Here is a 21,299-nt window from a genome sequence, read left to right on the forward strand (position 1 = left end):
TTGTATCGTTACTTCTTAGTCTATACCGTTATCGGATATGCCAGTGTCTGCGTACTCTTCTGAGCAAAAGGAACAGCCAGGGCCAGAGGACACAGTTAACCATGCCAGACCAGAGCGATGTCGAATCAAACGTCACATCCTGAACCAGAAACTCACCGCCAAATTCGAGCACTTTTGCAACAACAGTCAGTAATCCAACGATAATCGCCTGCTGCCATAAAGCCAGATTCCGCAATACCAGGAAATTCATCGCGACGATATAAACAGTAACCGACATCACAATACCACGAATTCCCAGCGTAGAGCCGATCAGAAGGTCCCAGATCAAGCCGAGAATCAGAGCCGTACCGACATTGATTCGGTGTGGCAGTGCCAGTACCCAGTAAAACATAACCAAGATCAGCCATGATGGGCGGAAAAACTCCAGGCCTCCAGGCCAGGGAATGGTCTGTAATACCAGAGCAATCAGAAAACTAATCCAGATAACGCCTTTGCCACGAAGTATATCGTTACTCATTCGTTTCCTCTCCGTCGCTGGCTTCTTCGGGCATTTGCGGTAACGGACTTTCGCCTTTAAACCCAGCCACGGCTTCTTTGACCTGTTGCTGCCGGTCTTCATTAGGCCAAATCAGCAATAAATAACGCAGCCGATCAAACTCAACCACCGGTTGGGCAACGATACCGGCAAACTGCCTGCGGTTATCATTGTCTACATGAGAAACATAAGCGACCGGATACCCTTCAGGATAAACACCACCCAAGCCAGAGGTCACCAGAAGATCGCCCTCCTGAATATCGGTGCTCAACGGGATATGCTCGAGGAAAATGGAATCAATATTCCCATTCCCGGACGCGATCACCCGGATATCATTTCGGATAACCTGCACCGGAATTGAATTGTTAGAGTCTACCAGAAGCAGTACGCGGGAGTTATGAGCCCCCACAAAGGTGACCTGACCGACAATCCCTTTCTCATTGATGACCGGCTGCCCCAGATATACGCCGTCTGTATGGCCTTTATCAATCACCACCTGATGTCGGTATGGGGAGGAGTCCACCGCCATCACTTCCGTAACGACTTTTTTCTCATCCCGGACAAAAGGTGAGCCGAGCAGTTTACGCAGACGCTGGTTCTCCTCCCGGTACTGATCCAACAGGCCTACTTCGCTTTTCAGGCGCAGAATTTCACGCTTAAGAACGATGTTAGACTCCATCAGTTGATCCCGAGAGTTCAGCCTTTCGTACATACCGTCAAACATACTACGGGGAAGATCCGCCAGATACTGAATAGGCGCAACCGCAGTATTCAGGACATAACGAACACCAGAGAAAGCATCTAATCGACTATCAGCCAGCATTAAGCTGGCTGAAAACAGAATAGAAAGAGCAAGACGAAGCTGCAGAGACGGCCCTCTGCCAAAAATGGGTTTCATTGCGAACCCCCTGTCTTACCTCTTAACGGACGATTACTCTTCACTGAAAAGATCGCCACCGTGCATGTCGATCATTTCAAGGGCTTTACCACCACCACGGGCGACACAAGTCAGCGGATCTTCGGCGATCACAACAGGAATACCTGTTTCTTCCATCAGCAGGCGATCCAGGTCTCTCAGCAGTGCACCACCACCGGTCAGAACCATACCATTCTCAGAGATATCGGCGGCCAGCTCTGGCGGACATTGCTCCAGAGCAACCATAACGGCAGAGACAATACCTGTCAGTGGTTCCTGCAACGCTTCCAGAATTTCATTAGAATTCAGAGTAAAGCTACGTGGCACACCTTCAGCCAGGTTACGGCCACGAACTTCAATCTCATGAACTTCATCACCCGGATAAGCCGAACCGATCACATGTTTGATCTTCTCAGCAGTAGCTTCACCAATCAGGCTGCCGTAGTTGCGACGCACGTAGTTAATGATGGCTTCATCAAAACGGTCACCACCGATACGAACAGAAGAGGAGTACACCACATCATTCAGAGAGATAACGGCAACTTCTGTGGTACCACCGCCGATATCGATCACCATAGAACCGGTAGGCTCTGATACGCGAAGACCGGCACCAATGGCGGCGGCCATAGGCTCGTCAATCAGGTATACCTCACGAGCACCAGCACCCAGAGCTGATTCACGAATGGCTCGGCGTTCAACCTGAGTTGAGCCACAAGGCACACAGACCAGCACGCGTGGGCTTGGTTTCAGAATGCTGTTGTCATGCACCTGCTTGATAAAGTGCTGCAGCATTTTCTCTGTCACATAGAAATCGGCAATGACGCCGTCTTTCATCGGACGGATAGCAGAGATAGAACCCGGTGTACGGCCCAGCATCTGTTTGGCTTCATGCCCGACCGCAGCGACACTTTTCGCGCTCCCGGCACGTTTTTGGCTAATTGCCACTACAGAAGGCTCGTCTAGAACGATACCCTGGCCCTTTACATAAATCAGTGTGTTGGCTGTACCCAAGTCAATCGACAGGTCGTTTGAAAACATGCCACGAAGTTTCTTAAACATACTCTTCGGCTCATTGAAAATAATAGAAGACAAAATTGCATTAAATGTACCAATGCCTTGCCCTTACAGCAAGGTATTGGCACGTAAACATGGGGTTAATCTCGCTTTTTATTGCAGAAACTTAACTTTCACACCGAAATGCGGAGTTTCAGGAGGCATAACCGTGAATACTATACGGCTACTCCAGTTGCTCCGTCCACCAGATGATGCGATCACTGCCCGAACATATTCGGCTCCCCCCGGAAAATAACCCTATCATTTCCCCGGTAAGTACCAAACACAAGAATCGCGGAAGGATCTTCATCGCCAACACTCCTCCAGTTATACCTTAACCATGGACGGTTATTATTATTGGTATCGCTAATGGTCCCCAAACACTCATCAACACCTTCTGGTTGTGCATCTCCTAAACGTAACCACAAGCGTACCTGCTCCCGGCCTCCTCCTGAATGAGTGGAGATCAGATCATTAAATCTGCCGGAGTTGACTTCTGAACCTCCCGAGGTAACAGAAAATACCGCTGTCGAGGAGTTCTCATTATTACTCCATATTTCCTTCCAGCAAAAATCATCAGCATCAAACTGGCTACCACTGTCAGAGGTGTTGGTGACAAAACCACTGCCATTCCAGTACTGGGTTTCTAAGGGAACGGATATTTCTGTTCCTGTATTCCCCCCAACGTCTGATAGCTTCATTCTTCCGTACAGAAAGTTGGGCTGATGACTAAATAGCTGCTTGTCTGTATTGTCTTTAAACACAACCTCATCGGGGTTAAGGATAACTTGCAGGCCAAAATAAGCACTTACTGAAAGGTCATCGAATGTATTGCCAAGATAAGGGCCATCCTGCACTGTTGCTGTTAAATTAGTGGAATCAGTCTCCCGGATAAATTCAAAATCGCTGGTATCTAACGCCAACTGAGAGACCGAACTATCAGCGTCATATATCCATTCCCAATTGCCAGCATCTATTCCAGAGATTCTTCCTAGTAAGCTATTTGCGTCACTATCAATGGCATAGTATCTCAGGCTCACTTTGAGGCTGTCTGCAAATGTCCGGTAATTGACAACACTATTACCGTCGGTATTTTTAGCCTCTACCGCAAACGAGTGTTCTACTGGCTGCTCCATATAAGCAAAGCCATCATGCCCAGCAGAATACGTCCAGGCATCATCAGTTATCTCAATATAGCTAGGATAGAAACGACCAATATGCCGATAAGATGAGTCAATATTCATATTGAGATATCTGGCTATTGGCTCTACCTGTAACCGTAGTACACCAACCTCACTCCATTTTAGGCTTGCCAGGTAATAACTCTCTCCACTTTCATTACTGTCATAAGCAAAAGATACATCTCCAGAAACCTCTCCTGAAGAAACATTCGGCTCATCGGGTGCAGGGTCCGCGACTATATGGGTCAGGTCTACGCCCACACCATCCAAAAAGAAATTTTCGGTAATAACAGAATTACCATCATTAGCAGAATCACTGGCATCAGCGAGATCATCACAATAGGCATCAACCGCAATATAGCCATTATCGGCTTCACTACTGCCCTGCCAGTTTATGGGATAGATCTTAACACGGAACTCATTTCCCGCCGCTGTATATCCGGAAGAGGTTGCAGAACTGATATTGCCGTTCATAGGGTCATCATCAGAGCTATAATCTGTGTCCGCATCGCAAAGAGCAAAGGTCCATGGTCGGGATAACACGGTAAAGCTTCCCGTAACCTCTGTCGTGCCATCCTCAGGACAGCCAGTAAAACCAGAGCAGTCAAAACTATCGGACAAATTAACCGTAAACCGGCCAGATTCGGTAATGGTTAAGTCAGCCGATGCCGTACCACTTGAGGTAAATTCCGGCTCATAAGTAAGCCCCCCCTTCAAACCACCAGTTGGTGTATTGATATAATGAGATACCTCTGGCTTGCCTGAATAACTGGTCACTAACTGGGGCTCATCAGCACTGCAGGCAAGAAGATGGAGATCTATCGATTCAGACTTATTGGCGATAACCGATACTGTATCGGCATCCTCCAAATCAAACTTATAGGGTACAAACTTAAAGGTACTACTTACCGACTTGGAACTATCATCATCCATTGTGACCGTTAAGGTATAAGTGGTATCTATATCAACCTGATTAAGATCTTTAACTGATATCGATAGTTCTAAGTTGCCAGAGGTATCTGAAGTAAAATTAGGGTAATTTCCATCGCCACTAACTGCGGCTATATCAAATAAATCACTAACATCATCAGAGCTATCCGAGGATAGGCTGGCCGTTACAGCAAGACTTTCAGCATCACCATTATTGGTTGTAGTAATGGAAAATTCCGGCTGATCATCACCACACATTAACGCTAACGAGGATGATGGCGTCATACTGATAGCATAGTCAGGCTCTTCTGGTTCTGGTGTTACGTTAAAGCACTGGCTTTGTCCGATAATGGTAGAGTGACGACTAGCCATACCTAGACTGTTAGAGGTAACAGCACCATGTAGTTCTATCGAGTTGGTAAAAGACAGCTTATCAGCCAGAATTAGACCATAATACGGGTTTATAATTTCCTTAACGGTAACCGAGCTACCAGCAAACGGAGCAAAAATAATAAAATCATCTGGAGTTCCGGAATTTTCATGAGTCATTGTATTAGAAAACGAAACGCTCCCAGTAATGAGCCAAACGATATCTTTACCGGTATCAAGGACCGTACCATCAGAAGTATTAAAGTGCACCGTATTAAAAGTATAAATACCTGCGTTAGAGAACTTAGTAGTAACATTACTATCAACAGTATAATGCTCGATAAGTCTCCCATAAGAGCCCGATCCTGGCTCAAACTCCACTATCATTTCCTGCTGGCTACTTCCCTGAACCGTTAAAGATTTAAGGTTAGACTTAATGGTAACTACCACATCCCCATCTTGGTTTATCGATGATTTACAATAAATTCCACTATCATCTGCTGGGCATTGATCTAAACCGGTATCCCATAGCCCAAGAGACAATGCTCCTTCCTCTGGGAACTCATCATCAATCGCTTGTTTATCCAGATCCGGATTTAACTCTCCCAGAGGATCAGCCGCTTTCCTCCCCCCTGCCCGGCAATGTCCGTACTCACAACTCGTTGTATAGTCAGGGCTCTGAACTCCCCAACCAGTGAGTGAATCAAAACCAATTTTCAGGGTATTAATCTCTTTAGGATCCCAAGGGGTCACCATTTCTGTATCTTTAAAACTATCAATATAATCAGATGACCACCCACCGATGTGATAAGCATCACTTCCGTTTTTAGTATTACTTATGGTCAGACCGCTTCCATTCTTCCAGCTCTGAGCTGGTTGCGGGAAATACTCGCACAAATTATCAGATGCAGAAAATGATAACGTCGGTGGATCCACCGGAACCTGAACTTCCTCTCCACACTGAAGTTGGGTTACTTCTACGCCATTGGCCTCATGGTTCCCTGGAAATTTCTGAGTAACCACTTTTGTGGCTATCTCTTGCCACGAAGTTATCTCAGGCTGAACCTGTCGGCGGTAATAGGTATAGGTGTCATGGTTATCCCATTTGCCGCTAGTGATTCTAACTTCGTACCTTTCATTACTAAGTAAAGCCATTTCATTCTGATTAACCGGCGCTTCAAACTCATAGCTGTTAAAAAGTACTGAACCACTCTCTTTTTTAGCCGCCCAAAGATTGATAACACTGTTGTTTTTTTCGAAGTTAACAAACTGATCACTATTCGGACCGGTAACATCAAACTGGACGGTCACATCCTGAGAACCATTCAGCTTGCTACAATCCACGATATTCGCAAGCTGCGAGGCCATCGTAGAAGAAGATGCGCAGGCTAATGTGATTAGTAACCATAACCTAGCTATCATTTTCCATCCCCTTAACCCATATTTCCTGCGAACGTTTCACCTGATATTTACCAGAACCACAGGTAACTGTTGATACTACTTTATAAAACTTTAAATCATCCGGAACAGCCATTCCCGGAGCGTCACATTGAATGACAAAGTCGGAGCATATATCAGAAAGCTGACTACCAGATAAAATCGTTGTCACTGCATCACTGCCAGCTTCCCCTGATATATTACTGCACCGTGTGGAAAGTGCTGCATCAGTCTCTTCACCATCCAGCGGAAACAGTTTTGTTAACGCCCACTCATTGCCCGAATGGGCCAAAAACCAGGCTCGGGTTCCCAGAACGTCCCGGGTCAGAATATCCTGATTCGACCATTGCATACGGCTTAAGCTAAGAGCGAGCATACCCATAACCACGATGACAAATACCGCCATAATAATCATATTTCCCTGCTGGGATTTTCTGCCCCAAACCTGTCTGTTATGGCACATTTAACACCTGTACATTATGCTTATAGCTGCTCTGTTCATCATCATTGATAAACAATAAGTCGAGGTGAACGACGCCACCTCTCTGCAGACTCGCCTCTTCATAGCTAAAGCTACTATTACTTCTGTCAAGATTTTCACCAATATAAACAGCAGCATCGTCACCTTGTTTCCGGGTTATCACGTCCGTGTTGGTAATACAGTAAGTAACTTTATCCGTGTAAATATAATGCCTTCCTGATATTGAATGGCCGGAAAACGAATCAGTAAGAGTGTAAACACCATCAGATTCACTGACCAAACCAAGAGCTGAAGATGTGCCTGCCGTCGTAAGATCCGCTTGTCGACTGGGGTTAATTGTTATCTGCTCGTCATTAGCAAAACTCACTGACGTTGCCTGATTATCCAGAATAAACTGGATATTATCGTTCGCTTCATCCTGATAATAATAGCCAGAATATTTAATAGGATAAAAACTGATACAATGGTTATTGTCGCTCAGGGCAAAGCTATTAGGTACGGCATGACGAAACTCTCTGGTAAGTTTTTCGATAACAAAACGGGCCTGGTTCTGCAGCCTTTGCCTATCTACGCTATCGACGTAACCTTTAGTGCCCAACTCAATAAATCCGGACATTCCTAGTGCTACAATCCCAATAATCACAATGGTCATCACCATTTCGACCAGAGTAAACCCTTTGTACTTCATCAGTAGTTCCCTCTGTAGGCAGAAAAAGAGTAATCACCGTAATTACCTGCGGTAATCACAATATCAATCCGTTTATGCATGCCCGCTGAATCTAAACTATCGTAAACAACATTTACATTGGCGGTAAAATTCTTATAGCTCTCATCAATTTCATTGCCAAAAATATCACTGAGTTTCCCCGCTTCCGGCAAAGTCGAATCACAGCTAGCTTCACTCCCGGTGGTGGTTACCCAACAACCGATATAATCATCAACATCGTTGTATGCCCCAGGGTTACTCTCACCATCAGAACCTAATGCCGTAGAACAAAGCAAAGCCTCTGACTCTCCACAGCGTTCAACTCCGCCATCCGGATCACTGTTTTCATCAAACCCACGGGAGAGGATCTCTGTCATCAGACTTTGGGCTAACGCGGCGGCCCTGACTTCATTATGGGGACGGGCTGAATCTCTAGCTAGAGGAAACAGAAAAGAGGTAAGACTTACCATCGCAATACCGATAATCACAATGGCAATAATACTTTCGATCAGGGTAAAGCCTTTATCGCTGCGAATCGTCATTGACACCCCCCTCTGAAAACATACCCCTGGCTGTTAATGCAAACAGATAAAGTTTCGTCGCCCCCAGCAATATTAATCGTGGTATCACCACTACTTGGGTTACCGAATAAATCAAAAGTAACCGTCAGAGTGGGTGAAAATGTTAAAGGTGAGTTATTCCCTAATACCAGACTGTCACTCAGGCTTTCTTTCTCTGAGTCAGTCAGCTCACAGGTATACACTGACCCAAGACAATTATTCGACACTCTTAACTGATAATAAGTGGGAACGCTACTGCTGTCGTTATACTGCATACTGCCCAACTGAATTTGCCGAATAATGGTTATCGCCTGCTCCTGAGCAGCATAAACAGAGAACCCAGAGACACCAAACAAACGCGGAGCAGCGTAGACGGAAAGAATACCGAGCAAAATAATAACGACGATAAGTTCGACGAGGGTGAAGCCGGTTTGTCGGGATGAGGTCTGGGTCATGGGGGCCTCTTGGGAAGAGGGCGCTCTGGAACCCAAAGATTACAGAGCGCTGTGCTTTTAGAATACAGAAAGGCGGCTTTACTGACCGCCTCGTTCCCACGCTCCTGCGTGGTAATGCATACCTGGCTTACTGCTGCCTTGTACGCATCTTGTTTACTCTATATACACTATACATTCCCACGCAGAGCGTGGGAACGAGAATAATATTTCACTTAATAATTAACAACCATCAGCATTAACTACTATAGTCGGCTCTTTGTCTGCACTCGTACCAGAATCAACCATCTTATATGAAACGTGACAATTCGCAGCTGTTATAGCAGTTATATCTGTACTGGCACCAGAAAAAATCACATATAGAGTGTCATTATCTGAATCTTCAACCAGCTGCAGATTATCAGCGTCAAGATCTAGTGTATCACCAATACCATTTGTATTCTTTGGTACAGGATAACCGTAATGCGTATTAATCGTTGTACCATCTGCTGACACACTTGGAGTGGTCGTCGCGTCTGCAGCAACACCTTCTTCTCCATTAATCGCAGATTTCGCATAAATCATACCAGCAGATCCTTGCATAGCGCCTTTAACGCCATTTAGAACCCCTTTTCGGGCCTCTCCCTGCATATCCAAAAACTTCGGTGCTGCTGTTACTGCCAGAATACCCAAAATAACAATTACCACCACTAGTTCAATTAGGGTGAAACCGCCTTGTTTTTTCATAGTTAAACTCTCTCTATGTACATAATTAATAGCTATTGCAGTCCCGATAGCTGCCGTTTGTGGTCTCACAACCTTTTCGCATTCTGGTAGACTGACTGATGGAATGATAAATAGATAACGAGCTAATGGTAGTAGCACGTTATTACAGATTTATTGTCTTAAAAACAGTTCTATTATCACTGTTCTGATATACAACTCAAGTACTACTTAGTAAAAATTGAGCTTAACAGGCAAATTATTTCAGTTGTACCGCTACCCGGCCCGAAGGAATGCTGTACGTAAACGTATGCTCACTGCCAACCTGAGAATACAGACATGCGGAGTCTGACCCCGAAACCAAACCTGCCGTGTATTTGGCGTCATTGCTGTCTTCTGTGGCCAGCACTGTGGCGGGTGGGCTTTGTAACAGCTCCTGCATCAGGCTAAGGCACGCATCAGCAGTGACCGACGTCACCGTTGCTCCGGCCCTGCTATCATTCACAGCGATCGGATAGCCATCCCGAAAGCCTGTGCTGGTGCCGGACATAACCGCCTGAGTCAATAAAAAGTCCACGCCATCATAGCTGACGACATTTTCGCCACCCGCATTGGTTGGCCTGCCTTCAGCTTCCCACTGAGCCCGGGCCGAGAGTACCGCGGTAGCAAAACCACCAGCCACACCTTCAATACTGGCCTTCTTCGCCTCATCCGCCACCTGAAGAAACTTGGGTAGCGCTACGGCTGCCAGCAGCCCGACAATCACGATAACGACAACCAGCTCAATCAGAGAGAAACCCGACTGTTTTTTCATTTTTTATACCCTTAGCCTTTAATCGCATCCAGCATGCCCCACATCGGGAGAAAAATCCCTAAAGCCAGTACCAGAACGATACCTGCTACAAAAATCAGTAAAATCGGCTCAATCCGGGCTGTCAGCGTTTTCAGGTCATAATCCACTTCACGTTCATAAAAATCAGCCACTTCCAACAGCAGTTCGTCAATCCGGCCGGTTTCCTCACCAACCGAGATCATCTGAATAACCAGAGGGGTAAAAATACCACTGTTAATGGCCGTCGCAGACACCGTACTCCCTGCTTCAATGGCCGATTTCATTTCTAACAGGCGTAACTCAAGATACTTATTGTCCATCGATTCCGCCGACAACAAAATAGACTGATTCAGAGGCACACCGGCCTTCAGCATCAGCGCAAACGTGCGAGAGAAGCGAGCCAGTTGAGCCCGGTTCACCAGCCCTCCCACGACCGGCATCCTCAGCCGGAATTTATCCCACAACTCTCTTCCGCGGGAGCCGGATATCCAGGCACGAAAGGCAAACAGCCCGGCAAAGATAAACGCCAGCATCCACACCCAGTACTCAACAAAAAAGTCAGATGAGCCAATAAGAATCCGGGTGGGAAGCGGTAAATCGACCCCAAACCGGCTAAACATAGAAGCAAACTGGGGGATCACTTTGACATTCAGAATAAACAGAGCCAGCACCACAAAGGTAATCACAAACGTGGGATAACGCATGGCTGATTTTATTCGCTTTCTGGTCTCCACTTCCTGCTCGTAATACTCACTCAGCTGTAACAGCGCCTCATCCAGTCGACCGGTATTTTCCCCGACGGCAATCATGGAAACAAACAGGGGGCTAAACACATTCGCATGCATTTTCATCGATGCCGACAAGCTGCGGCCATTGGTCAGCTCCATGGTGACTTCATCCAGTGCCTTTTTCAGCTGCTTATTTTCGGCATTGGCTGACAGGCCTTTTATCGCCCTTAACAAGGGTACCCCGGCCTTAGTCAGGCTGTACATCTGCCGACAAAAAATCACCAGCACTTCCAGCGGCATTGCCGGAGTAATCCAGTCACTCAGCGAAAACCTTATTTCTCCGGCTTCACTACTCTGTGTCACTGACGTTGGAATGATTCCACGGCTGATCAGCGATTCAGCGGCCAGCTCTTCTGTTGCCGCCTCAACCGTGCCGGAAACCTTATCCCCTTCAAAATTACGCCCCTGATAACGATAATTCGGCATCGGTTAGTTATTCCTGTTCAGATACATCGTTTCCATGACATTCACTATTTTCTGTCCACTCAAGACAAGTTGCACACAGTATTTCACAAGTAAACCGGCTCGATATGACCCGATGAATCACCTTCGCCAAGGGTCATCACTTCCTCAAGACTGATGACCCCTTTCAGAGCAAGTTCCATGGCCGAGGCCAGCAAAGGTTTATACTCTGCTGACTGCCGGGCTTTACGGGCAAAGCTCACCGCATCATTGGATCTCAGCGCATCCATCATATCGTGGTCCAGCTCCAGCAACTCAAACACTCCAATCCGACCCTTATAGCCCGTCAGATTACAGTTCTGGCACCCCCGCCCTCTGACGAAAGACACCTGAGCCTGATTCGGAAAACGACTCTGCAACCAGCTCTGATCCGATTCATCAGGAGTATGCGCCTCACAGCAGTCAGGACAAACCCGACGAACCAGACGTTGCGCCAGAACGGCTCGCACCGCACTGGCAACCAGATAGCCCGGAGCTCCCATATCAATCATCCGCAGCGCACTGTCTACGGCATCGTTGGTATGCAAAGTACTCAGTACCAGGTGACCGGTGAGTGCGGCACGAAGGCCAATCTCTACCGTTTCCTGATCCCGCATTTCCCCAACCAGAATAATGTCGGGGTCCTGACGCAGAAACGTTCTTAATATGGTGGAAAAATCCAAATCAATTTTTGAATTCACCTGAACCTGATTTACCCGCGGCAGCCGGTATTCCACCGGGTCCTCGGCCGTGATAATCTTTTTACCAGAACTGTTCAGCTCTGTCAGTGCCCCATACAATGTAGTGGTTTTTCCTGACCCCGTCGGACCGGTCACCAAAATCATGCCGTGCGGACGACGTAACTGTTTTCGAAGACGCAGTAACAGCCCTTCCGGCAATCCTGATTCTTCCAGTTTTCTCACCCCGGCAGACTGATTAAGCAGTCGCATGACCACAGACTCACCATGCTGCACCGGCATGGTCGACATCCGGATATCCACCGATTGCCCCCTAGCACGGATATGAAACCGTCCGTCCTGAGGCAGGCGTTTTTCCGATATGTCCAGATTGGCCATCAGCTTTAGGCGCAAGACCAGCGCCGGTGCGATATTCACTTCGTTCAGCAAGGTCTCATGCAAAATACCATCTACCCGCTGACGCAGACGCAATACATCAGAATCCGGTTCGATATGGATATCAGAAGCACCGACCTGGACCGCATCTTCAAACAGGGAGTTGATCAGTTTTACAACGGTAACGTCCTCTCCCTCTTCCGCATCATCAAGGCTATAGTTAAAACTGTCCGTTGTCCGGTGTTCCGTACCCAGTTGCTCAGCAAAGTTAACAATGTCTTTTGTGCGGCGGTAGTAACGGTCAAAGCAGTCAACCAGTTGCCTTTCGGGGGCAATGGCAAACTCAATATTGAACTGGGGTAGCTGGCTGAACAGAAACTCCTGCAGATAGAGATCCGCCGGATCGCTCATCGCAACCCTGACCGTATCATCCTGATGACTGATCACCAGAGCCCGAAGGCGGCGGGCGTGTACTTCCGACAGCAGTTGTACGGCCTCAGCATCAATATTCGCCCGGTTCAGATCGATAAGCGGCAAGTTCAGCTGATGAGCGAGAAACTCCAGCATCCGGGTTTCCGTCAGGAATCCCAGTTGGATAAGACTGTCACCTAATTTTCTGCCCGTTTGTTTCTGGGCCTGAAGCGCCTGCTCTACCTGCTGTTCCGTTATGATGCCTTCTTCTACCAACAGGTCACCCAAGCGCTTTCTGAGCTTAATCTTCATTCTCTGTCTCCTCTAATGTTTCCAGCAGAGAAAGGCGATCCCGGATAAACGTCTGAGTTTTTCCGGATATACCAACCCGCTTCAATGCCTTCAGATAAGAGGCTTTTGCTTCAGAATACCTCTGATTCCGCTCCTGCTGTATCGCCAGCCCCAGCCACCAGCGGGCATTTGCTTCCTCCCGCTGTACCAGCAGCTGATAGGTTTCCAGAGCAATATCGGTGACTTTATTTTGCTGAGCAAGTGCCGCCCGCATAGCGAGATAGTTCGTATCGGGCTGGACTGGAAGATAAGCTAACGGGCTTAATGCGGCTTCTGGCTGATTTTCTCTGAGTAACAGCCTGGCGAGCGCAAGACGCAGCTTCTGGCTCTCTTTATTCCTTTTTATGCCTTGCTGAAGCAGTTCTACCGCTCTACGGACTTCTTTTTTGCCATAATATAGAGCCGCCAGCTTTTGTCTTACCACGTCATCTCCGGGCTGATAACGAAGTGCATTTTTATACTCGCTCACCGCCTCACCGATTTTATTCGCATCCAGTGCTTTTTCTGCCCTCTGAATCGAATGTTGAGCCAGTTGCTCAGGGGTCAGTTCAACCTCACGAATGTCCATCGTCCCCGGTTGTGACTCGGACTCCGCCGGGACAGGCTGTTCGGACTGATGTTGTGCCTCGTCTGCCAGTTGAGTGACAGGCACCTCTGAAACCGCTTTATCGGCTTGTGCGGAACTGACCTGACTGTGACTGATCGCCGACGATCGATCCGCCACTTTGGCAAGAACGGGAGCTGATTGACGACGTTGCTCATGAATCTCGCTATCAGGCGCAGCCTCCTGATAAACGCGAATATCTATCGGTTTCACCACCTTTTGTGTCGGAGATTCCTCCGGCTCGAACGGTTTTTCAGGTGACTGATTTATCAACACAGCAGAAGAATGGCTGGCTTCCACCATCGTCTCTGACTGCTGAGAAACGGCCCACCCACCGACACACAAGCTCAGAGCAAAACCACCCAACACCCACGCCAGCCCGCGTGAATAACGTACCGGCGGTACCTCCGCTCTGGTCAGCGACGATGACTGTGTATTTTTTTTATTTGCCAGTTCCGACAGCGCGTTATTGATCACGCTCATACGTTTCTCCACCCCCAGATGACAGGGCTTTTAAATTTAGGTTTGCAGGCATCACCGGTATCATGAATAGCCGTAAACAGGTGTGCATTCGTCACAATTTTACTTTGGGAATAAAATGCCAGCAGCAATGCTTTATGACATATCTGGTTGATCAGCCTTGGTATTCCCCGGCTCGCTTTCCAGACCACCTTACACTTATCCAGACTGAATATGTCTGCCTGAGCATCGCAGCTACTTATCCGGTAACGGATATAAGCCACCACTTCCGCCTGATTTAACGGCCGCAAACCGGCACTAAAGGTAATTCGCTGCCGGAACTGTCTCAGGCGATGCTGAGCTAAACGTTCATCCAGCTCAGGCTGTCCCAGTAATACCAGTTGTAACAGCTTTTTCTCTTCGGTTTCCAGGTTACCGAATAAACGCAGGGTTTCCAGGGCTTCATCACTCAGAGCCTGGGCTTCATCAATCAGCGCAACCACCCGCTTTCCGCCAGCATGTAAAGACAGTAATTCACTCTGGATGCTGTCAACCAGAGAAACTGTGTCCGAAGGCTCGATGCCCAGCTCTCTGGCAATGGCTTGCTTTAATTCATCCCCGCTTAACACCGGATTGGGCAAATAGATCAGCTCCACCTTATCCTGCAACTGATTAATCAACATACGGCATACCATGGTTTTTCCGCTTCCCACTTCACCGGAAACCTTCATTACGCCTTCTCCCATATCAATCGCGGAGATGACCATCTGAATGGCTTCATAATGTGGAGGAAGACCATGAAACAGCTCAGTATTCGGTGTCAGGGCAAACGGTGCCCGGGAAAAGCCATAATATCCCTGATACATGCTTACTCCATATCGTCAGGGAACCACTCCTGCAGAATATCCCGCGAGCGCTCAATCTCCTGCTGCCAGGTATGCACCCCGACCACGGTGGGCTTCAACAGGATCACCAGTTCCGTTTTTTCTGTTACGTTAGAGGTATTACGGAACAAATGCCCCAGACCGGGAATGTCACCCAGCAAGGGAACTTTTGATGTCTGATCCTGTGTATTCGACTTCATCAACCCTCCCAGAACGACAACATCACCGTCACGGGCCCGGATAATCGAATCGGTCTCGCGGATCGAGCTTTTCGCCAGTGGTGCATCGTCCAGAAAGCTGTAGGTCTGCTCTTCCACTTCAATCACCGCTGGGTGAACATGGAGCAAGACATTACCGTCATCATCGATCTGCGGCGTCACATCCAGTGAAATACCAGAGAAAAATGGCGTTAGCTGATAAGACGTTGTCGTGGTATCTGTACTGCTATTGGTCGTGGTTTCACTGTCCATATCGGTGACAAAATATTCATCCGTCCCCACTTTGATCACCGCTTTCTGGTTATTGGCGGCCGTCACTCTCGGGCTGGAAAGCACATTCAGATCGCCCTGGGTCGACATAAAGTCCAGAACCGAACTGAAATTACCATCAGAAATTGTCACGCTGGTTGCTCCCCCCAGCAGATCACCAATCGCATCCATCCCCGGAAGCGTGCCGGATGCCGCCTGCGATATGGTTATACCAGTACCGCCGACAGCTCCGGTCAGATTTGACCAATTAATGCCTTGCTGATAACTGTCACTCAATGTCACTTCCAGTATCTTAGCCTCTAAGATCACCTGACGCTGCAGCCTTCGCTGCGAGGTATTCAGAAATTCTTTAATCTCACGGATTTCATCCGGATAAGCTCTTACAGTGAGCACACCAGCCTGCGGAGAAGTCACCACACTACGGCCACCCTGAGTTCCAACAAGCGCACTGACGGCAGTCTGCAGCTCACTCCAGAAATCACTGTTGCTGCTGGTATCAATACGGGTACCCGCAGCAATTGTAGAACTGCTCTGACTCGAAGAATCAGAACCTTGATCAGAACTTGAACTGGAAGACGTCGTGGTTTCGTTGGAAGTATTGTTGTTACTATCCCGACTGCTGACTGTACTTGTGGTTATCGAGGTCAGTGATCGTCCGCCACGTTGCATCGACAGGTAATCCACAGGGATGGTTTCAGTACGCATACCAGCTGGGTAGATCTGAATGATCTTGCCCTTTTTCACGATATCGTAACCGTACATATCCCGCACGACATCCAATACCTCATCTAGCGAGACATCAGAAAGATTAACGGTCAGTGTACCGGCAACAGACGGATGAATAGCGGTACTGTAACCTGTTCCTTTCACTAATCCGGCAAAAAACGTTTTGGCTTCCACATCTTTGGCTTTTACCTGAAAACGTTTTAACAGAAAATCTGCCTGCTGATCAGGTGCACTATTCAGATCCGGCATCAGATCAGCCTGAACAGAATCAGGAAGCGTATCCAGATTGCGGCTATTGATCTGATTAGCAGCTTCATTCAGTGTGGCTTTTGCTTCAACAGGATCTCTGTGGCCCATTGAACATCCAAGTAATGAAGCAGCCATGACTCCAACTATGAATTGACGTACTACTGGTTTACGCATCGCTATTTCTGCAACCTTTCATGTTTAATATCTACCGGAAAAAGCTCAAGAGCCCACATTCTGCCACCTCTTTTCAGAGTGACCTTTTCGTTGGTAATCGCTATGACTCTATACCCGAGGATAGAGTCGCCTTGCGACAGCAAGGTATCATTCAGTACCGCAGAACAGGCATCGGGTTGTTTACAGATGATGCTCTGTAAAGCCGGTACTTGTGGCCTTCTCCTGACCTTTTTTTGTGTCACTGGTTTTCTGACTTCAGGCTGTGTCCACCCAAGTGGTGCTGTCGGATCCTGATCCGCGTAAGCCACCGGAACCGTCTGCAACAGAAACAGAATAAGCATCAATCTCTTAACCACCGATAAACTCCTGTCTGGTTCCCAATGTATAGACTTCCAGAACCAGTCTGGCTTCAGGGTATGTTTCTACCTGATACTGAAAACTACGCCAGTAATATTTCACCGGCATCGCCTCCAGCTTCTTCAGGTAATCCTGAATATCAAAATAACGCCCGGTCAGCTCAATTCTGACCGGGTGAATGTAGTAGCCAATCACAGCCTGTTGTGATTCGTCATTGTCTTGTTGCTGTGCGCTTTCCTGCTTTGTCGCAAACACCGCCTCTGCCGGCAGAGACTCCAGAGCTTCCAGCTTAAGTTTAGAGCTGCTTCCGAGCACAGTTTCCAGCAAGTCAGTCATTTGCTGTGGAGTAATCAGGCTATCAATCAGTTCCGCCAGTTGCTGGGACAGTTCCAGACTGTGCTCAGACAGTCGGGCCAGCTTTTCATCGATCTCTTTATCGGGATCGACCTTGAGTCTCAGTTTAAGAATGTCAATGTCACTCTTCTGACGCTGAATTTTTTGTTGCTCTGTGCTTAACTGACGCTCTTTTCTGTTGGCTTCCTCAACAACCGGAGCAATAAATAACGTCTGTATCAGCATAATCAGAGAAGCTGACACGCCAATGGCAATCAACCACTTTTCACGGACAGACAGTGCCTGATATTTTTCACTAAGCAGATTCAGGTACCGCATCATTGGCGTTCTCCTTCCACTTTAGCGCTCAGTTTAAAAGTAATGATGCCATTCTCGTTTCGCCCGATATCCAATTTTTCAAACGTGCGCCCGGCCAAGGCAACCTCCTGATTAAACTGCCGCACCCAGGCAGGTACCGCTGCTGGTGTTCTTGCCAGCCCCGACAAGTCCAGTTTCGTGCTGTCCATTTCAATAGACGACACCGATATGTCGTTTCTTCCCAGCTTGGCCAGTGCTTTCATTATTCCGGAATAACCATACTGCCAAGACTCATCATAATGACGAATGGAAGACAGTGAGGTTTCTTTGCTGCGGATATCCTCTTCAAACCTTTCTGCAGCCAATAGCTTAGACGGTGTGGGTTTATGCTGTCTGAGTTTCTCCTGAAGAGCCTTAAGCTCATCACTCAGCGCACTGTCTTGCTTCTGAGCCTGAGCCAGCTTGGCTTCCGTCTGCGAGAGAGAAAAATAGCAATACCCGTAACCGGACAGCATCAGTACACTGACCACCGCCCACGAGACGGCAACCATTTTAAGGGTAAAGGTGTCCTTTTTAGGTTTCAGGTGTTCAGGGTAAAGGTTAACCCCCACTTCCGGTAACCCTCTGACAACCTGACTCAGCATCACACCGCTGGGAACCGTGGCGTCCGTCACCAACGGGAGTACCTTTACATTCAGCCGCTCATCCAAGCCTTTAACCAGTTCATCCTGATCTTCTTCATCACAACAGACAAACAACTGATGAAGAGCCGCATTTCTCAGATGAGACGACAGGTAGTCGGTAGAACGCTGTAACTCCAGGGCCAGGCTATCCATCTGCAGTGCACTGGCAGCCTGATTGGTAACCGGCACAATAATATTCCGCAATGTTCTCTGAAAACGGTTCTGTTGTTCAACAAATGCGGCGATCTTAAAACTGCCCTTTGGCCCCCTTTGCAATAACATAAAGGCTGGCAGTTCTTCTTTTACGAACCCCCACACCACGTCTTCCGGTACGATTCTGGACAAGACAATATGCTGCGATTCTAATGCGTCGCGGATCTGCCTGAGTATCTGTATTTTTAATACATAGGCCTGAATTTTTTTACCATCTGGCAGAAGCGTGGCGTCAGCAACAATATCCGTTACTCTCTCGCCACTGATATCTTTCAATAAAAATGGCAGAGCAGCCGGCCATTCTTCCTGGGGAATTTCCGGCTTATCTAACTGATAGATATGATAATAATTTGAGCAGCATACTACTGTTGCTTCGTATCCGGCGTAATCTTCACTTGAAAGCGCGTTTGTCAGCGTGGATTCCCAACCATCCTCAATAGAAAATGACAAGGGAGTCTGATTATCGGCTGCCATTTTTTCGGTCAGCAGATAAATAATGTGTGACTGAATAACAACCGTCAAAGCCCCTGCTTTACCGCCAGTACGCCTGAGATGCCCTAACAGGGAAGATAAACTCATACTGCTATTTCTCTATCCTTTTAATATTTCTTGCGCCAGCGGTTTCTTTTACCGATTTGTACCATTGGCGTGACGGGTTTGGGTATCAGCTGGGTTTCGGCCTGAAACATTCGGCCCTGCCCGCCATCAACACCGAGTTCAAGTAACGTTGCCCACTCTTTCCCTGTTTCTACACCAACCGCGATAACTTGTGTATCGGTTCCGTCACATGCTCCGAGCAGGCTCCTGATAAAAAGCTGATTTTCCTGTCTCTGATCTATTTTTTTGACCAGACTACGATGCAGTTTCAGGTAATCGATATTCAGATCTTTTATGTAATGTGTGCTGGTTATCGTCCTGCCGGCCTGACCGACAATGACCTGACACCCCATACCCGCAATCATTTTGATCACCGGGCGCATATGGTCCAGATGTTTGACCAGCATCCCTTCTACAAAATCAAAACTAATCTTCTGTCGCATTTCAAGCGGCATTTGTAACAATTCATCTCGAAACCAACACCGATAGTTTTTATCTTTAAATGGCTGTGTATGTAAATTAATCGAGTAATGCTCCCCAAGCCTGGAAGCCTTAAGAAAATGAAATACCTTACTCAAAACAGCCATATCCATCATGGCCTCATAGCCTACCTGTTCCACAGCCACTGTAAAACGGGAGGCCTTTAATATGCCGACTCCGTCATCATCTATGCGGGCAAACAACTCATTATGCAGCAAATGGGGGGTTCCATTTTGCTTATCGCTCAGATAACAAGGCTGTTCAAATATCAGAATATTGCCCTTTTTGAATGACTGATCAAATAACGTGCGCCAGCGTACACTTCCCCGGGAATCCGTACGCTTTATTTGTTTCTGATATAAGTTCCAATTATTTACATTTTGTAACTGTGCACTCTTCAGTGCCGCTTCTGCTTCACTCTGAATGTGTCCACGCCTTTCTCCTTCCGAATACATAGTCAGCCCAATATGACACCAGTTTTCGGTATCCAGAGGAGATAGAGGCGTGATTTTTTCCATCTGGCGCAAACAGTGTGTCGCCAGAGTGATGATCTCTTTCCGGGTCTGATTCGGAATAAGCACTGCAAAATCAGAATCATAGTAACGGGCAAAAATAACATCAGGATAACGCTGGACAATATTCGATATAGCGCTGGATACATGCAATAAGAAAGCCTCACTGGCTTTCTGTTCATTCTCATCACACAGCGACTCCCAGTCGCGGATCTGAATCAGCAATACCCCTCCGTTTGCTCCGCTTTCCTGTAGTGCAGATTCCAGCTTACTGTCAAATAAGACCCGATTAGCAGCACCGGTTAACTGGTCCAGAAAAGTATGGGTACGGATAAACGTATCGAAACGGCTGCGCTCCTGACGGGCAAATTTCAGCTCTTTTATCAGGTTATCTAACGCCTGACTTGCCGTATAAGGCCATTCTTCCCGCTTGCCTGTCGCATATTCATCGACTCTTCCGGCCAGCAACATCCGGCCTCTTTCTTCCAGAAGCTCAGATCCTCTAAGCTGCATTTTCAGCCATTTAACGCCTCGCAACAGGAAGAATAACACCAGGACCACTGCCAGAGAGATGGATGACAGCGCACCAAACGAATAACTGTACCCAAGATAAGCCGGGATCACCTGAAAGCGAACCCGATACTCAGGGTGAGCCGGCAACCGATATTCCCGATGATAAAGACGGCTTTGATCCAATGGTCGGGGGTTGCCTTTAAACTGGTAAATAATCTGTTCGTTATGGCTCAGCGTCATGTCTACTACGCTATTCGCCTCTAGCTGAGCTGGCATCCAGCGGTCAATCGCACGGATAAAGTCAGGTGCATTTAACTCCTGATCCACCGTCTCCACCACACTTTCCAGATACCTATGAACCTGCTCTTTACCTATCCGGTTAAAGGAGAATGTACTCCCGACAAATAGAATAAACATAGCACTTATCACTATCATGGTGACAAATGCGGTTAAGCGAGTGCTTAGCTTCAATGTAGGGGTATATCTCATGA

19 protein-coding genes are annotated in these 21,299 nt (G+C 47.5%); all 19 read right to left on the reverse strand.

All coding sequences use genetic code 11. The features are described 5' to 3' along the window. Window positions 1-28: 28 nt before the first annotated feature. The 19 genes from mreD to csrD all read right to left on the reverse strand — a co-directional run bounded on the left by mreD (window position 29) and on the right by csrD (window position 21,297). Complete coding sequence (gene mreD, locus DI392_RS17665) at window positions 29-517, reverse strand: rod shape-determining protein MreD (protein ID WP_109321018.1); 489 nt, start codon at window positions 515-517, stop codon at window positions 29-31. Then, complete coding sequence (mreC, locus tag DI392_RS17670; protein ID WP_109321019.1) at window positions 510-1,433, reverse strand: rod shape-determining protein MreC; 924 nt, start codon at window positions 1,431-1,433, stop codon at window positions 510-512. The genes mreD and mreC overlap by 8 nt, the downstream gene beginning before the upstream one ends. 33 nt (window positions 1,434-1,466) lie before the next feature. After that, entirely contained in the window at window positions 1,467-2,510 is a 1,044-nt protein-coding gene (locus DI392_RS17675) for a rod shape-determining protein (protein ID WP_109321020.1), read from the reverse strand. Window positions 2,511-2,722: 212 nt separating this feature from the next. After that, entirely contained in the window at window positions 2,723-6,406 is a 3,684-nt protein-coding gene (locus tag DI392_RS17680; RefSeq protein ID WP_146194545.1) for a DUF6701 domain-containing protein, read from the reverse strand. Next, window positions 6,396-6,884, reverse strand: coding sequence for a hypothetical protein (locus tag DI392_RS17685; protein WP_109321022.1), 489 nt, complete (start codon window positions 6,882-6,884; stop codon window positions 6,396-6,398). Before DI392_RS17685 ends, DI392_RS17680 begins: the two co-directional genes overlap by 11 nt. Next, complete coding sequence (locus DI392_RS17690) at window positions 6,874-7,590, reverse strand: PilW family protein (protein WP_109321023.1); 717 nt, start codon at window positions 7,588-7,590, stop codon at window positions 6,874-6,876. Before DI392_RS17690 ends, DI392_RS17685 begins: the two co-directional genes overlap by 11 nt. Continuing rightward, entirely contained in the window at window positions 7,590-8,150 is a 561-nt protein-coding gene (locus tag DI392_RS17695; RefSeq protein ID WP_109321024.1) for a prepilin-type N-terminal cleavage/methylation domain-containing protein, read from the reverse strand. The genes DI392_RS17690 and DI392_RS17695 overlap by 1 nt, the downstream gene beginning before the upstream one ends. Further along, window positions 8,147-8,623: a type II secretion system protein gene (locus DI392_RS17700; protein ID WP_109321025.1), complete on the reverse strand. Its 477-nt coding sequence runs from the start codon at window positions 8,621-8,623 to the stop codon at window positions 8,147-8,149. The genes DI392_RS17695 and DI392_RS17700 overlap by 4 nt, the downstream gene beginning before the upstream one ends. A gap of 219 nt (window positions 8,624-8,842) precedes the next feature. After that, window positions 8,843-9,346 carry a type II secretion system protein gene (locus tag DI392_RS19960; RefSeq protein WP_109321026.1) on the reverse strand — a complete coding sequence of 168 codons (504 nt, stop codon included), beginning with the start codon at window positions 9,344-9,346 and terminating at the stop codon, window positions 8,843-8,845. Window positions 9,347-9,581: 235 nt separating this feature from the next. After that, on the reverse strand, window positions 9,582-10,136 hold the full coding sequence (locus DI392_RS17710) for a prepilin-type N-terminal cleavage/methylation domain-containing protein (RefSeq protein ID WP_109321027.1): 555 nt from the start codon (window positions 10,134-10,136) through the stop codon (window positions 9,582-9,584). Between the two features lie 11 nt (window positions 10,137-10,147). Next, a complete protein-coding gene (locus DI392_RS17715; RefSeq protein ID WP_109321028.1) occupies window positions 10,148-11,368 on the reverse strand; it encodes a type II secretion system F family protein in 1,221 nt (406 codons plus the stop codon). Between the two features lie 83 nt (window positions 11,369-11,451). Continuing rightward, complete coding sequence (locus tag DI392_RS17720) at window positions 11,452-13,179, reverse strand: GspE/PulE family protein (RefSeq protein WP_109321029.1); 1,728 nt, start codon at window positions 13,177-13,179, stop codon at window positions 11,452-11,454. Next, the gene (locus DI392_RS17725; protein WP_109321030.1) at window positions 13,169-14,305 is read right to left on the reverse strand and encodes a tetratricopeptide repeat protein; all 1,137 of its coding nucleotides are present in this window, start codon (window positions 14,303-14,305) and stop codon (window positions 13,169-13,171) included. Before DI392_RS17725 ends, DI392_RS17720 begins: the two co-directional genes overlap by 11 nt. Next, entirely contained in the window at window positions 14,302-15,147 is an 846-nt protein-coding gene (locus tag DI392_RS17730) for an ExeA family protein (RefSeq protein ID WP_109321031.1), read from the reverse strand. The genes DI392_RS17725 and DI392_RS17730 overlap by 4 nt, the downstream gene beginning before the upstream one ends. Window positions 15,148-15,149: 2 nt before the next feature. Beyond that, the gene (gene mshL, locus DI392_RS17735) at window positions 15,150-16,802 is read right to left on the reverse strand and encodes a pilus (MSHA type) biogenesis protein MshL (RefSeq protein WP_109321032.1); all 1,653 of its coding nucleotides are present in this window, start codon (window positions 16,800-16,802) and stop codon (window positions 15,150-15,152) included. A 2-nt stretch (window positions 16,803-16,804) separates the two neighbouring features. Continuing rightward, window positions 16,805-17,158 (reverse strand): MSHA biogenesis protein MshK, encoded by a 354-nt coding sequence (locus DI392_RS17740; RefSeq protein WP_245884128.1) that lies wholly within the window; start codon window positions 17,156-17,158, stop codon window positions 16,805-16,807. After that, window positions 17,151-17,831: a type IV pilus inner membrane component PilO gene (locus DI392_RS17745; protein WP_181388459.1), complete on the reverse strand. Its 681-nt coding sequence runs from the start codon at window positions 17,829-17,831 to the stop codon at window positions 17,151-17,153. The genes DI392_RS17740 and DI392_RS17745 overlap by 8 nt, the downstream gene beginning before the upstream one ends. Continuing rightward, window positions 17,831-19,285, reverse strand: coding sequence for an MSHA biogenesis protein MshI (locus tag DI392_RS17750; protein WP_109321035.1), 1,455 nt, complete (start codon window positions 19,283-19,285; stop codon window positions 17,831-17,833). Before DI392_RS17750 ends, DI392_RS17745 begins: the two co-directional genes overlap by 1 nt. 20 nt (window positions 19,286-19,305) lie before the next feature. Beyond that, a complete protein-coding gene (gene csrD / locus DI392_RS17755) occupies window positions 19,306-21,297 on the reverse strand; it encodes an RNase E specificity factor CsrD (RefSeq protein ID WP_109321036.1) in 1,992 nt (663 codons plus the stop codon). Window positions 21,298-21,299 lie beyond the last annotated feature (2 nt).

The sequence above is a fragment of the Vibrio albus genome (assembly GCF_003144035.1).
Lineage (GTDB): Bacteria > Pseudomonadota > Gammaproteobacteria > Enterobacterales > Vibrionaceae > Vibrio > Vibrio albus.